Below are 14,211 nucleotides of genomic sequence, written 5' to 3' on the forward strand. Positions count from 1 at the left end.
TATATATTTACAGTTGTTATAGGAACTTCTTCATTTCATTAAATGCTAACTCTCTGTGACCTGCTTGGCAGTGTTGCTCACCGCCCGTTTCTTTAGTAAATACTTTGGTTGTAATGGACGCAGCATTGATTAATTCTTGTTGGATTTGAGCGAGTCGGCTAATGGGTACGTATTGATCATCTTCTCCAGCTAGTAAAAGAACATCTTGATTTATGAATGCTCCAATGCCGTGCATCGTGTGCTTTTCGAAATTTTTAATGAGATCAAAAGGCGTTGCTTCACCGGTGTTTTCCATCCCTTTGGTAATCTTCCAATGCAAATCAATATTGTGAGTCATCATCTGTTCGAATAATAAATTCACTTGGTCTACTTCATTACGATCAACGAGTTGCATCATGCCCTGGTAAGTATCTTCTGGCATTCCCATTTTTAAGGCATCTAAACCACAATAGAAAATGTTAAAAGCAACTACTTTATCGATTCTCTTTTCGAAGGCTGCTGCACGCATAGCTAAATACCCTCCCCAAGAAGCACCTACGAGACTTACACGATCTAGTTTGAAATAATCAATCACCGTTGATATGGGCTTTTCCCAGTTATGAATGAATTTTAGGCCGTTTTTTAAAGCAGTTCCTTGGCCTGGACCATCAAATACAATAATGTTGTAATTAATTCCCTTTATGAATTTCATCATTTTAAGCATCTCTTCCATATAAGAATCATACCCACCAAAGACAAGCAATGTTTTCGTAGCTCCAGGTGTCAATAATTTTACAGCAGGAAGATAGGAATCTTCATAAGGATCTTGTAGGATTCATAATCAAAATCATGAAAGCTTTTATAGAATGTTTCTCTATATTTCTGATACATTTTTTCTTTATTAGGGTCTGTGGTTGCAAGATAAAATTCTGCGGCTTGATAGTAGACTGAGGCTAAGTCATAGTCCTTGCTGTCTTCGCGTTTCTGAGCAAAATTGAGCCAAGCTTCATACCAGCTATGGGTGTCTTTTAATTTCGGAATCATTTTTTCCAAGTCAGCTTGTGCTCGATCATCTTCTTGATAATAATCATTGATAAAACGATTAATTTGAAGATTGAACTGTTCGTTATTGACATAGGATTTAAACATATACTGTCCTCCTTCAATTTGGGTATGTGCTTACTATAGAGTATAGTTACTACATAAAAAATAATTAGTATCGCATAATCTGTAGGATATCTTACACCGTATATATGAAGTGTTCGAAAACTTACACATAAGGAGCAAGTGGTTAAATGAATGAAGATATCAGAATTTATAAAACAAAAATAGCTATTGAGCGAGCTTTAATAGAATTACTCCAACAACATGATTTTAAAGATATTACGATCAAAAAAATTTGTGATCAATCTCTTATCGGACGTTCTACTTTTTATAGTCATTATTTAGATAAGTACGACTTGCTAGAAAAAGTAGTTAAACAGTATGCTTCTGATTTTAAAGTTGAAATTGAGCAGCGTTTTGATTCCACGGAAGATGGCAAGGTGGCAAACGCCATAGAACTTGTAACCGATAATATGATTAAAAATAAGCTCGCAATTTCAACATTGTTAACCGTTCATGAAGTATCCGCGGATTTACGTAAAGAATTTGAACAAATTTTGTTTCGGACTTGTTTAGATTATTTAAAGCAACAGAATTCTTCAACTTCGATCGCATTGGAGTATTTAGCTGAACTATATGCTGCTAACTCAATGACGTCTATTCAGTGGGTTTTGAAAAATGGTAAAGATACTAACATCATTCTTCTTTTAGATCAAATGCAAGAATATATTTTTAATCAGTTAAAGTCTGATCTATATACAAGTTAGCACGCGTGGAGTGATGTTTTTATGACTGATATATCATCAGATGGGTTGCAGGAATAAGCTTTAAAGAAGGGTTGAAGGGAGGAAACAGTAGAAGAATTGAAGCACTGGTTCAATTCTTCTACGCTAACAACATTGTTTCACCAAAAGGCAGCTTGCTGGAACTTTAACTTTATAATCCTTGGGTAAGTCCTAATATCTGATCATTCACATGTACATTACTTAATCCCCCGTGATAACAAACTACGGATGCAATGTCGAGATCTAAATACTTTTTCAATGAGAGATGAGCTGCATCCATATCCGGTGTGGTCGGGACATGAATTCCCCCGAGAATCCCGTTAACACTGTACATCGAATCCCCGGCAATAAGAGTCTTACTTTGCATTAAATAAAGGCTGATATGACCAGGGGTATGCCCAGGCGTATGGATGACTCGAATTCTGCCGCAAAACGGCAGTTCCTGACCATCTATTAAGGTATCGTCCACTTTGCCCTTCGGGGGATTCTCAAGGTGACTATCTTTTAAAAGGGGGATATCCCCCTGAATATACGGCTTATCTAGTTCGTGTGCATAGACTTTGATATGATGGCCACACTCCTGCAAAATCTCAGGAAGACAACCTATATGATCCACATCTTGATGCGTCAAAATCACAACTTTTAGTTTGTCAAACGACACACCTACCTTTTCCATAGCCTCGCGTAAATCTTCCATTTGCCCAGGGAATCCTGTGTCTATTAAAACAGCGGTTTCTTGATCCCACAAAAGAATGGGGTGAATCATATTCCCATGAAAATCTAGCTGAAGCATTTCTACTCCCTGTGAAATTTTCAAAATATCAGGCCTCCGTAAAATGAAATTGCCACCCCATGCTAAAATAGGTTCAAGGGGCGAATCCAACTCTGTGGCGTTGCCGTTCCTTAATGTCAATGGATACGGTGCGAATGGATGTAATAGGAATAACAAGCGTCTGATATTGCGTAAAGTATTTAACGAACTTGTCGTCAATCTGATCCAGTACCCCGTCGCATACATGGGTCCCATCTATAAAATGAATAGTTACTTCCTTGCCTTGTAAGCTTGCTAACATGATATCACCTCGTATTATTTCTTGAAGTTTCTTGCAGATCATTAGGTTTTGAGCATACTCTACAAAGAAGTTATCACTTGATCAATAACACCATATTCCAGTGCCTCCTGAGCGGACATGTAAAAGTCCCGGTCCATATCTTTTTCGACTTTTTCAAAAGGTTGCCCGGTCCGTTCAGCTGTGATACGGGTTGCCTTTTCACGAGTCCATAAAATTCGTTTTGCGCTGATCGCAATATCGCTGGCCTGACCTTGTGCGCCGCCGTGCGGCTGATGGATCATGATTTCACTGTTCGGCAACGCCGAACGTTTCCCTTTGGCGCCCGCCAGCAACAGGATCGCGCCAAACGAAGCAGCGAATCCCGTACATATCGTGTGTACATCGGGTTTGATGTACTGCATCGTATCATAAATGGCAAATCCTGCGGAAGTAGAGCCACCTGGGCTGTTGATATACATGTAAATTTCTTTTTCCGGATCTTCTGCCGCCAGGAACAATAATTGAGCAATAATACTGTTAGCCAAATGATCATCGATGGCTGCCCCGACAAACACAATACGATCCTTTAAGAGTCTGGAATAGATATCGTACGATCTTTCACCTTGAGCGGTTTGCTCGACAACATAAGGAACATAAACACTCATTTTGATACCCCCAATTTCCCGTTTTCAGTTGATTTCTCCTTGTAAACGAACCGAGGCCGTAAAAAGATACGGAGGTTTCACTGGGAAACCGATTTGCGTAAATGGTGTAACTTTCACAACCACTTGTTCGTTTACATTGGAGGTAACAAATGGCTTTGCTCTAGGAAAGGGCAGAATAAGACCGTGGAGGAGAGGACCTATGCGCATAGATGATTCTATACAAATGACAGATAATACAATAAACATCGAGAACTTGGAGGAATTACAGGCGGTCCTGAAACGTTACTGTCTGTCGCTTACGAAATCAAATTGGGATGCGGAAGAACTGGCTCAGGACACTTGGATAAAAGCATTAGGTAAGTTAAATAGCTTCGAGCATACAAACCCCAAAGCGCTTTTGCTACGAATTGCTAAGAACACCTGGATTGATGATATACGGAGAAAAGCAGTCTATACTCGCATATTGAATAGGGAACAAGCGAAAGTAACTGTACCGGATCATGGATCTTTTGAAATCGAGATAGCGTTGCAGTCCTTAATGAAACATTTATCTCCGCTTCAGAGAACTGTTTTTTTGCTGCGAGATGTGTTTGGATATTCGATTAGCGAGACATCCGACATGCTCGAAACAACGGAGGGAGCGGTAAAAGTTGCACTCCACCGGGCACGAAAATCGCTTGAAGCAGTCAAGGAGGATCTCCTCAAAGGAGAGTTATCTTTACCGGAAAGTGAAAACTCGAAGACTTTTCTAAGGGCGTTGACGGCGGCATATCAGATGGGAGATATTGCAGCAATGGTTATGCTCTCCCATCAGGATGAAATGGAGCCGGACGTGGTGATCGGAATCGTCAATCATAAGCTGCACCGGAGTCTCGCATTAGTAAAACAAACGGATTCCCATACCATGAGTATGATAGCGGCGTAGTTTGCGAAGAGAAATGCGGGGCTGATCATAGTAGTTGTTTCTGACCCGGGGGTAGTGTCAGCTTCGCTAGTACTACCCCGTGTAGATCAAGAGGGTACTAGCGATACATAGGACAAGCACATTGCGAATTTGTCTGGTAAAGCAATCTACCTGAACGAAATGAGTGTAATATTCCAAACGCACTTTTATTGATAACGATGCAAGAAGCCATCAACTAATTTGGCGTTTGTCATCTGAATTACGGACTGATTTTCCAGTTCCTCGGCCATATCATCATCCGTCATGGACACGAAAAAAATAATATCTTCTTTGGATTGGCCGAATTGATTAAAAAGTACATCGTCTGTTTCCTTAACTACCTTGGCCATAATTTTTATCATTTCATCTTTATAGTCAAACACATTTTCGGTTGCATACAGAAATTTGCTAATATGATTGAGATGTGTTGTATCGCCATATTGATATTCGCTTAATCCCCATCTATAATAATTTTCACCTTCCTTGCTGTTGCACAGGTCTTGGGCTTTCATGTTTGCGATATGTCTAACAAGTGATTCCTCCGTATTAACAGCAAGAAACAAGGTGATAAAATCGCTGTCTGTGCCAAAAGCACAAGCGTAAACCTGCTCATTCTTCACTTCTTCCAGTATGCTTTTAAGATCATCCCAAAATCCTGCCCTAAATCTTTCCTCAAATTCATTTAGAAAATTGTTCATCTGGTTCATATATTCCTTTATCAGTTTTATACTTGATTATATTTTACATTATGAGCACGACCATGTAGCCTAGCGTTCATTCTCTTGCTACTCTTGTCTTGTAGCGACAATCCAAAGATCGTCACAGTTAACGAATGTCACCTTGATAAACTTAGAAAACCCTTTTATTTGTTTAAAAAAAGTTGTTATAATTGTTAGATCAGTGTGTAGAGATATTGGTACTAGTTTTAATGACCAAAAATACATGTCGCATGATACGTCTACCATCTGAAATATTATTATTTCGGAGGGAAACAATATAACCTTTTCAGAACTTCTTTCACAGTTGGTTTAGAAATTTTGGTGTAGCATTTTGGATTGAGCTATTGGTCGCTCAGCCAATAGCAAGATTTGCAATGAAAAAAATACACGCAAGACAGGCTAGCAAAGCAGAGAGTGTAAATCCGTAACACGATACCAAAGGCATAATAAAAAAACCGTATAACAACGTGGTTTTTCGTAAATCGGTAAAGTTACAAACTATATAAAAAAAGCGCTGGTCCCAAGCTGGAACCAGCGCTTTTTCGCGTTTCGGATTACGAACTTTCGTCAGGCCAAGGAGGGCGGGTGGCGACTTATTTCCTAAAATGACGCATTCCGTCCGTTCTCCTCTATTCTTACTGGGCCGTTAAAATCAGTGGTCCGTCCGCAGTAACTGCGATCGTATGCTCATATTGCGCCGACAACTTGCCGTCGGCCGTTCTCGCCGTCCACTGATCGTCGTCGATCGTGATACGGAACGTACCTTCGTTGAGCATCGGTTCAATCGTAAACACCATGCCTTCCTTTAACCGAATGCCTTTGCCGGCTACGCCGATATGCTCGTAGCTCGGCTCCTCGTGCAGGCTCCGCCCGATCCCATGCGCCAGCAGATCGCGTACGACTGAATACCCGTTCGCTTCCGCATGTTGTTGAATCGCCGACGTTATGTCGCCGAGCCGGCCCCCCGGGAGTGCCCGGGCGATCCCCATATCCAAGCATTCCTTTGTCACCTTCATTAATTTTTGCGCTTCCGGCCGGATATTGCCCACCGCATAGCACCAGCATGAATCGCCAAACCATCCACCGTATTCCACGACGATGTCGAGCTTCAGCAAGTCACCGTCCATAAGCGCCTGGTTCGAAGGAATGCCGTGGGCCACCACATCGTTGACCGAAATGCAGGTTTCGGCGGGGAAACCGTTGTACCCTTTCGTAAACTGCTTGCCACCCAGCTTGGTGATGTGTCTGGCAACAAAGTCATTGATTTCCCGGGTGGTGATCCCAGGCTCGATCAGTTTGGCCACCTCGCGGTAGCAGTCCGCAACGATTTGGCTCGCCGGCTTCATCTCTTCGATTTCCCTAGGTGATTTTAAAATGATCATTTTTGTCTATTCGCTCCTTATCAATTCTATAATTTTAAAAACCGGACGATATCTTTGGCCTCCTCGTGCAGCTTTCCGCGGCGAAGCGAAAGCGACGCGCAGCCGACCAAGGCGGCCAGCAGCATTTCCGCGCGCTGTAGCCGATACGGTGGCTCAGCCGCGTTTCCGCCGGAAGCGGCCGCCCCGTCCGCCGCACGACCGGTTTCCAGCAGCGCGGCAAGCGGCGCGAGCACCTCCCGGCGAAAGGCAGCCGAGAGTGGGGCAGAGCGCGCTTCAGGCAGCGAGGCAAAGCCCTCACCGGCCAGCTTATGCAGCAGGTACAAGGCGTGGTCCTCCGCCCAAAGCTGCAGCAGTCGAATGCCGGCGACGGCGACGGAGCCAAGCTCTGTGGAAGCGGCTGTTTCGCGGCTGCTGCTTTGGGAATCCGCGGCAGCCGAGTTCCCGGTGTCCGCCGCAGCAACCAAGCCGAAATGCCCGCCCGCCGGCGTCTCCCCCGAAGCCGAAGCGCGCGGGGCCTCCAGCCATCCCCCGGCCCGCTCCAACGCGTCCCAAAGCAGATCGTGGAGCAAATTGCCCTTGTTGCTGTAATAATGGTATACCGTGCCATAGCCGAGTCCCGCCTGCACGGCCACATCGCGGATTTCCAGTAAAGGCCCTTTATTTAAAAACACATCGGCAGCGGCTTTTCGGATTTGCGCCAGACGCCGCAGCCGGATCTCTTCGTTTTGTTCCTTTGTACGTGGAGACATCTCGTCCGTTCACCTCTTTTATTTTTGACCTACTCTTATGTCAATATAAAACATCGGCTTGCGAATAACAAGAGTCGGGCAAACAAAAGTCCCAGCAACACCTCATAAACGAATGAAGATCAGTTATTTATCAGCTCAATTTTAATGGTTTGATTGTACTGATATCATTTAGCTGGTCCCAGGTGAGCAGAAGTTATGCTATACTTGCGAAGTAAAAGGGGGTGCCTACTGATGGAGAATCTATTGGGATTGTCTGTGACTTCTTACACTCATGCAAAGCCAATTATTAGGAAAGCGTTACTTTGTATGGGGCGAAACAATTTTTAACGCTACAAGCTTTTTTAATATTTTTGGCTTTGCACCTTATTTTAAAGAATCAAAATAAGGGGCGAGCAAAATTGAGATATACGAATGCTACAAAAGTTTTACCTCAAAAACTAATTATGGAAATCCAAAAATATGTTCAAGGAGAGACGCTGTATATACCTAAGCCAAAAACGGAATATATGGATTGGGGAAGTTTGAGTGGCGGGAGAAGGTTGCTTGAACAGCGAAATGCTGCAATCAGAAATGCTTTTCAAAATAGCAGCAGTATCGAGCAATTAGCTAAGGAGTTTTTCCTCTCTACCGAAACCATTAAGAAAATTGTGTATTCACATAAGAATACCTAGTTTGCAAAGTGGCGTGGTGCTATACTCGCGTCAATGAATTTAATTTTGGCCTCATAACATGGTGAGCTTAGGGCGTGACCGGATGATCGTGGTGAAAAATCAATCCGGTCACGTCTTTTTGTTTGGCAAAAGGTTTGATGTGTGTTCGCATTTCATTTTCTCTCTTGAGCTTTTTTACATACCGTTCTTGATCCCAAAATTCCGTTCACCCTCCCCGATGATCCAACAGACCCATTCTATTTCAAAGGCTGTACTCCATTTTTTCATTATTGTTTTTATGCCAAAAATGATTCTAAATCGTTGTTTTCATTTATTAAGCTTATTTTAATCTTTAAAATATGAATATAAACAACAGCAACAATTAAAGGGGAAAATGTATTGATTCATTGTCTTAAAAATAGAAAGTGAGGAAACGATTACTATGGGAGAGCAAAAAAGTAGAAGTAGACATCTGATTGATCTGGAAATTATCAGTGCAGTTGATTTAATACCAACAACCGATCTTACCGAATCTACACTAATGGAAGCACGTAAAAATCAATCTCAAATGATGCAACAAATAGATGTAACGCAGATGTTCCCTATTACATTAGAAAAAAAGGTTGTGCCAAGTTACTTTAGTGGTCCAGATATTCAAATAGAAATCATTAAGCCCAAACATTCAAAGCATCATAAGATGCCTCTATATTATTCGATACACGGAGGCGGGATGGTCTTAGGAAGTCCAGTCGTGGATCGTCCTGCTAATGCATCTCTTGCTGCACAACATGGTTTCTGTTGTGTATCCGTGTACTATCGCCTAGCACCAGAGCATGTGCAGCCAAGTCAGTTACAGGATTGTTATTCGGGCCTAAAATGGTGTATTGAACATGCGGAAGAGTTAGGGATAGATACTCAGAAAGTTGCCGTAGGGGGCAGCAGCGCTGGCGGCGGTCTGGCGGCTGGCCTAGCCTTGTACATTCGTGATCAGAAGGAATTCGAAATCCATCATCTAAGATTGATGAGGCCAATGCTAGACGATCGGACAAGTACCGCACCAGAGCATCCATACGCAGGAGAGTTTATTTGGACAAAACAAAGTAATTATTTTGGCTGGAAATCTGTATTGGGGGAAGAACCGGGTCAAGAGGAGGTAAATGAGTATTATGCGCCGGCCCGTGCTAAGTCATTGGCCGGGTTACCACCGACTTATATAAATATAGGTACCATTGATTTATTCATTGATGAAGCATTGGTTTTTGCCAAACAACTGGCTTTTGATGGAGTCTTAGTGGAATTACATGTCTATCCCGGGTACCATCATATGTCTCCTGCGTTTCCGGATGCACATTTTTCAAAAGAAGGGGCCAGAACAAGTGAATACGCCTTACTGAAAGCGCTGGGGATCTTTGATATAAATTCTAATGAGTATAATGCTAAACGCTAATAAGGTACGATTGCAGTAAATAAAGCACTGATGAAGAATATCCATCAGTGCTTTTTCATACCTACTTATGATCTGAATAAACAATTTATGGATAGATTCGGTTGAGAGTCATTGATACTTCTTAACAATATATTAATTCTAATCTATATCATCTTTTTTTCATCTCTTCCGACTTTTACCACCCATTTAGGGTAAAATAGTACCAAGCATAAAATCCAACTACGGAAGTGGTGATGTCCCATGACAACGAGCAGCAAACCGAATAGACTATCCAAGGAAAAATCACCGTATTTGATACAGCATGCTCACAATCCGGTAAATTGGTTCCCTTGGTCAGATGAGGCTTTTGAAATTGCCAAACGTGATAACAAGCCTATTTTCCTATCTGTTGGCTATTCCACTTGCCATTGGTGCCATGTAATGGGGAGAGAATCTTTCGAGGATGAAGAAGTGGCTGAGCTATTAAACAGGGATTACGTATCCATTAAGGTGGATCGTGAAGAACGTCCGGATGTGGATCATATCTATATGTCCATCTGCCAGACGATGACAGGGCATGGAGGCTGGCCACTGACGATATTGATGACGCCGGATCAGAAGCCTTTTTTTGCGGGGACGTATTTGCCCAAGGAGCAGAAGTTTGGCCGTGTCGGACTGTTGGAGCTGCTGGACAAGGTGGGTGCCCGGTGGAAAGAACAACCCGAAGAGCTGGTGGAGCTGAGTGAGCAGGTGCTTACCGAGCATGAGCGGCAGGACTTGCTTGCAGGTTATCGCGGTGAACTGGATGAACAGAGCTTGAATAAAGCTTTCCATGAATACAGCCACACCTTCGATAAGGAATATGGCGGCTTCGGGGAAGCTCCTAAGTTTCCTTCTCCGCATAACCTGTCTTTTCTGTTGCGATATGCACAGCATACGGGGAATCAACAGGCACTGGAAATGGCAGAGAAAACGCTGGATGCGATGTCACGGGGCGGAATCTACGACCACGTAGGCATGGGGTTCTCACGATACTCCGTGGACGAGAAATGGTTGGTGCCGCATTTTGAAAAAATGCTGTATGACAATGCTCTGTTGGCCATCGCGTATACAGAAGCTTGGCAGGTGACAGGCAAGGAACTGTACCGACGGATTACAGAACAAATCTTTACATATATCGCAAGAGACATGACGGATGCAGGGGGTGCCTTTTATTCGGCGGAGGATGCGGATTCCGAAGAAGAAGAGGGGAGATTGTATGTCTGGGACGACTCTGAGGTAAGGGCTATACTAGGCGATGAGGATGCCGCCTTTTTCAACGATTTGTATGGGATTACACCTTACGGCAATTTTGAAGGCCACAACATTCCAAACCTGATTGATATCAATCTGGAAGCCTATGGGATCAAACATGACTTGACTGAGCAGGAACTGGAACAGCGGGTTAGTGAGCTACGCGCCAAGCTGTTTGCTGCCAGAGAACAGCGGGTTCATCCTCATAAGGATGACAAGATTTTGACCTCGTGGAACGGGTTGATGATTGCTGCACTGGCGAAGGCGGGACAAGCTTTTGGAGACACGAGATATACAGAGCAAGCTCAGAAGGCTGAGACGTTTTTGTGGAACCATTTGAGACAGGAGAACGGACGGCTGTTAGCACGTTATCGGGACGGAGAAGCAGCTTATCCCGGTTATGTAGATGATTATGCTTTTTATGTGTGGGGCTTGATCGAGCTGTACCAGGCGACCTTCGATATAGAGTATCTGCAACGGGCGTTGACGCTCAATCAAAATATGATCGACTTATTCTGGGATGAGGAACGGGACGGATTATTCTTTTATGGGTCAGATAGTGAGCAGCTAATTGCCAAGCCTAAAGAAATCTATGACGGTGCGATTCCGTCGGGTAACAGCATTGCGGCTCATAATTTTGTGCGGCTTGCACGGCTAACGGGTGAATCCCGATTGGAGAATTATGCAGCCAAGCAGTTTAAGGCTTTTGGCGGCATGGTTGCTCATTACCCGTCAGGCTGCTCAGCCTTGCTCAGCGCGTTGCTGTATGCAACAGGAACGACAAAAGAGATTGTGATTGTAGGTCATAGGGACGATCCGCAGACCGTACAGTTCATTCAGGCGATTCGAGCGGGGTTCAGGCCGAATACGGTCGTTATTTTGAAGGATGAAGGACAGTCGGAGATTGCAGAGACGGTTTCTTATATCCGTGATTACGATCTTGTGGAAGGCAAACCAGCTGTATATGTGTGTGAGCATTTTACCTGTCAAGCACCTGTTACCAGGCTTGAAGATCTGAAGGTGTTGTTGGATTGAACTGAATAAAGCGATCAAACCTAATCCCCTCGGGGGTAGTAAGCATAAGGTGATTTTCGAAAATGACCCTATGTTTGCTACCTTCAAGGGGATTATTTTCATATTAAGAGGTAGGTATAGTGAGATGAAACTAATATTTTCTTAACATATGCTACGCATTTTTTTTAATATTTTTTAGGTATATTATATCAAAGAACCGGTTCCGACCAGCCTTTCTGTTTTCGAAAATAAGTACATATACCTATTTAACTAGCGTGTTTATATCTTTTATGTCCAAGCGTTTTAGCAGCAGATGTGAAAAATGTGAAAGAGAGTCTGTCGGGTGATTGTCGTCATCGGCAAGACGAAGAGGTTCGCCATAGGTTAGGAAATCCAGGTAATGAAATGGAGATGTTTATTAATGAAGAAGTTATCGGGGAAAAAGTGGCTAGTCGCAAGGATGCTCAGCAAAAATTTTAAAACGAAGCTAATGGTCGCCTTTATTGCATTTCTGATTTTACCGTCCATGATCGTGGGGGCTTTGTCGTTTGTGAGCGCTAGTCAGCAGATTCGAAACCAGATTGAAGAAAGTGCCGAGCAGGCTATCATCCGCACTAATTTTATTATTGATAGTACTATTGAACCCAAGGTACATGACGCAGAATATTTTGCAGAAAGACTAAAAGGCAATCGGGTAGAGACGGAGGAACAAGCGGCCAAACTGGAAGAGTTTTTTAAGCAATATGCTGCACTTCATCCTGAAGCAGAATCCATTTTTTATGGTACGAAGGACGGTAAATTTACAACCTATCCACAGAAGCAATTACCGGATAATTATGATCCACGAGTCAGACCTTGGTACGATAAAGCGATAAAGGAGCAAGCAAAGACAGCGATTAGTTCTTCCTATCTTTCGGCAAGCTCGAAGCAAATGACGGTTACGGTGTCCAAGGCAACGTCAGATGGATCGGGTGTTATTGGCATTGACCTGAAAATAAGTGGTATTAAAGAGACGTTGAACAATATTAAAGTAGGTCATGAGGGTTATGCTATATTGCTGGACAGCAACCATACTTACATTGTACATCCGACGAAGGAAGCAGGCACCAAAATTACAGATATTGAATCACGCATGTTTCAGAGCGATGCTGGTGAATACGAGTATGAGTATGAAGGACAGCCCAAATATATGAACTATGCGACTAACAAGCTAACTGGCTGGAAGATAGGCGGAACGCTATATTTGTCTGAAGTCGATGAGGCAGCAGGACCGATTTTGATCAGCACTTTACTAACCATCATCGGTTGTCTTGTGATTGGTATTTTCATCGTTTATTTCCTGATCCGTTCCATTATCAAACCGATTTTAAAGTTAAAAGAACAAGCGGTAAATGTGAGCGCCGGAGATCTGACACAGGACATTCAAGTAAAGAGCGAGGACGAGATCGGAGAATTAGGAGTGGCTTTTCAAAATATGCAGAATAACTTGCGATCAGTCATTCAGAACGTAGGGAACAGTGCAGATCATGTCGCAATTTCTTCGAATGAACTGACAATAAGCGCGGAACAAACCAGTGCTGCAAGTGAGCAGGTGTCCCAGGCTGTGCAAGAAATAGCCAGTGGTGCAGAGAAGCAGACTACAGGGCTGGAAAATAATTCGGTGGCCCTCGATGAAATTGCACAAGGAATCACCCAAATCGCTGAACGCTCGATTTCGGTAGCCGATTTGGCTAAACGATCTGCCTTGCAAGCCGAGGAAGGACGAAAGTCTGTTGAGCAGACAGGTGAGCAAATGAATTCCATTCATCAATCAGTAGAGCGTTCCAACCAGATGATTCAAACCTTGCAAGCCCGCTCTCATGAAATCGGTGAAATTACGAAGGTTATCGGCGATATCTCCAATCAGACAAACCTGCTGGCATTGAATGCAGCTATTGAGGCAGCCAGAGCGGGTGATCATGGAAAAGGCTTTGCCGTCGTTGCTGATGAGGTGCGCAAGCTGGCAGAGCAGTCTCAGACATCCGCCACACAGATTGCCACCTTGATTGCCGAAATTCAGCATGAAACCGAAACAACAGTGAAGACGATGGACAGGGTTACGACTGAGGTGCAGGATGGACTGCAGATTTCCAAAGCAACCATTGTCAAGTTGGGTCATGCGATGGAAGGCATTCGAGAGACAACACCTCAGGTAGAGGAGGTCGCTGCGATTGCACAGCAAATATCAGCCAGTGTACAAGAGATAGCAGCGACAGCCAACGAACTGGCGACGATTGCAACCGGTAATGCCGCCACATCGGAGGAAGTTGCCGCCTCCTCACAAGAGCAGCTGGCTTCCATGGAGGAAATATCAGCTTCTGCACAGTTGCTTTCAACCATGGCTACTGATTTGAAGGTGATGATCAGTCGTTTCAAATATTAAAACGAGCTTGAACCCTATGGAATCTATA

At 43.5% G+C, this 14,211-nt stretch carries 12 protein-coding genes and 1 pseudogene; 6 read left to right on the forward strand and 7 right to left on the reverse strand.

Annotation, left to right across the window (positions count from 1 at the left end; all coding sequences use genetic code 11):
• Positions 1-16: 16 nt before the first annotated feature.
• A pseudogene (locus ACYCSE_RS21875) lies at positions 17-1,128 on the reverse strand (alpha/beta fold hydrolase).
• A gap of 146 nt (positions 1,129-1,274) precedes the next feature.
• On the opposite strand from ACYCSE_RS21875, the gene ACYCSE_RS21880 reads away from it, so the two are divergent.
• On the forward strand, positions 1,275-1,850 hold the full coding sequence (locus ACYCSE_RS21880) for a TetR/AcrR family transcriptional regulator (protein WP_459699880.1): 576 nt from the start codon (positions 1,275-1,277) through the stop codon (positions 1,848-1,850).
• A gap of 169 nt (positions 1,851-2,019) precedes the next feature.
• Here the strand turns inward: ACYCSE_RS21880 and ACYCSE_RS21885 are convergent, their stop codons facing one another.
• The 3 genes from ACYCSE_RS21885 to clpP are packed head-to-tail and all read right to left on the reverse strand — an operon-like array spanning position 2,020 to position 3,585.
• Positions 2,020-2,685 (reverse strand): MBL fold metallo-hydrolase, encoded by a 666-nt coding sequence (locus ACYCSE_RS21885; protein WP_459699881.1) that lies wholly within the window; start codon positions 2,683-2,685, stop codon positions 2,020-2,022.
• A 49-nt stretch (positions 2,686-2,734) separates the two neighbouring features.
• A complete protein-coding gene (locus ACYCSE_RS21890; RefSeq protein ID WP_459699883.1) occupies positions 2,735-2,941 on the reverse strand; it encodes a hypothetical protein in 207 nt (68 codons plus the stop codon).
• 59 nt (positions 2,942-3,000) lie between these two features.
• A complete protein-coding gene (gene clpP, locus ACYCSE_RS21895; protein WP_254351648.1) occupies positions 3,001-3,585 on the reverse strand; it encodes an ATP-dependent Clp endopeptidase proteolytic subunit ClpP in 585 nt (194 codons plus the stop codon).
• A 199-nt stretch (positions 3,586-3,784) separates the two neighbouring features.
• Here clpP and ACYCSE_RS21900 point away from each other — a divergent pair, with 199 nt between their 5' ends.
• On the forward strand, positions 3,785-4,510 hold the full coding sequence (locus ACYCSE_RS21900) for an RNA polymerase sigma factor (protein ID WP_061830195.1): 726 nt from the start codon (positions 3,785-3,787) through the stop codon (positions 4,508-4,510).
• Positions 4,511-4,695: 185 nt separating this feature from the next.
• Here the strand turns inward: ACYCSE_RS21900 and ACYCSE_RS21905 are convergent, their stop codons facing one another.
• The 3 genes from ACYCSE_RS21905 to ACYCSE_RS21915 form a co-directional block, all read right to left on the reverse strand.
• A complete protein-coding gene (locus ACYCSE_RS21905) occupies positions 4,696-5,226 on the reverse strand; it encodes a DUF4303 domain-containing protein (protein ID WP_459699885.1) in 531 nt (176 codons plus the stop codon).
• 656 nt (positions 5,227-5,882) lie between these two features.
• Positions 5,883-6,629, reverse strand: coding sequence for a type I methionyl aminopeptidase (gene map / locus ACYCSE_RS21910; protein WP_254351644.1), 747 nt, complete (start codon positions 6,627-6,629; stop codon positions 5,883-5,885).
• 26 nt (positions 6,630-6,655) lie between these two features.
• Positions 6,656-7,378: a TetR/AcrR family transcriptional regulator gene (locus ACYCSE_RS21915; RefSeq protein WP_459699887.1), complete on the reverse strand. Its 723-nt coding sequence runs from the start codon at positions 7,376-7,378 to the stop codon at positions 6,656-6,658.
• Between the two features lie 398 nt (positions 7,379-7,776).
• Between ACYCSE_RS21915 and ACYCSE_RS21920 the strand changes: the two genes are divergently transcribed.
• From ACYCSE_RS21920 to ACYCSE_RS21935, 4 genes are all read left to right on the forward strand, one after another.
• Positions 7,777-8,049, forward strand: coding sequence for a CD3324 family protein (locus ACYCSE_RS21920; RefSeq protein ID WP_076161227.1), 273 nt, complete (start codon positions 7,777-7,779; stop codon positions 8,047-8,049).
• Between the two features lie 421 nt (positions 8,050-8,470).
• The gene (locus ACYCSE_RS21925; protein WP_459699889.1) at positions 8,471-9,475 is read left to right on the forward strand and encodes an alpha/beta hydrolase fold domain-containing protein; all 1,005 of its coding nucleotides are present in this window, start codon (positions 8,471-8,473) and stop codon (positions 9,473-9,475) included.
• Between the two features lie 240 nt (positions 9,476-9,715).
• Positions 9,716-11,782, forward strand: a complete 2,067-nt coding sequence (locus ACYCSE_RS21930; RefSeq protein WP_459699891.1) for a thioredoxin domain-containing protein — start codon at positions 9,716-9,718, stop codon at positions 11,780-11,782.
• Positions 11,783-12,182: 400 nt separating this feature from the next.
• Positions 12,183-14,183: a methyl-accepting chemotaxis protein gene (locus ACYCSE_RS21935; RefSeq protein ID WP_459699893.1), complete on the forward strand. Its 2,001-nt coding sequence runs from the start codon at positions 12,183-12,185 to the stop codon at positions 14,181-14,183.
• Positions 14,184-14,211: the final 28 nt, after the last annotated feature.

The organism is Paenibacillus sp. SEL1 (genome assembly GCF_054602535.1).

What these genes read in the sequence shown, in the direction of transcription:
- ACYCSE_RS21880 (WP_459699880.1), top strand. Translation starts at nt 1,275, where the DNA reads ATGAATGAAGATATCAGAATTTATAAAACAAAAATAGCTATTGAGCGA.
- ACYCSE_RS21890 (WP_459699883.1), bottom strand. Translation starts at nt 2,941, where the DNA reads ATGTTAGCAAGCTTACAAGGCAAGGAAGTAACTATTCATTTTATAGAT.
- clpP (WP_254351648.1), bottom strand. Translation starts at nt 3,585, where the DNA reads ATGAGTGTTTATGTTCCTTATGTTGTCGAGCAAACCGCTCAAGGTGAA.
- ACYCSE_RS21900 (WP_061830195.1), top strand. Translation starts at nt 3,785, where the DNA reads ATGCGCATAGATGATTCTATACAAATGACAGATAATACAATAAACATC.
- ACYCSE_RS21905 (WP_459699885.1), bottom strand. Translation starts at nt 5,226, where the DNA reads ATGAACAATTTTCTAAATGAATTTGAGGAAAGATTTAGGGCAGGATTT.
- map (WP_254351644.1), bottom strand. Translation starts at nt 6,629, where the DNA reads ATGATCATTTTAAAATCACCTAGGGAAATCGAAGAGATGAAGCCGGCG.
- ACYCSE_RS21915 (WP_459699887.1), bottom strand. Translation starts at nt 7,378, where the DNA reads ATGTCTCCACGTACAAAGGAACAAAACGAAGAGATCCGGCTGCGGCGT.
- ACYCSE_RS21925 (WP_459699889.1), top strand. Translation starts at nt 8,471, where the DNA reads ATGGGAGAGCAAAAAAGTAGAAGTAGACATCTGATTGATCTGGAAATT.
- ACYCSE_RS21930 (WP_459699891.1), top strand. Translation starts at nt 9,716, where the DNA reads ATGACAACGAGCAGCAAACCGAATAGACTATCCAAGGAAAAATCACCG.
- ACYCSE_RS21935 (WP_459699893.1), top strand. Translation starts at nt 12,183, where the DNA reads ATGAAGAAGTTATCGGGGAAAAAGTGGCTAGTCGCAAGGATGCTCAGC.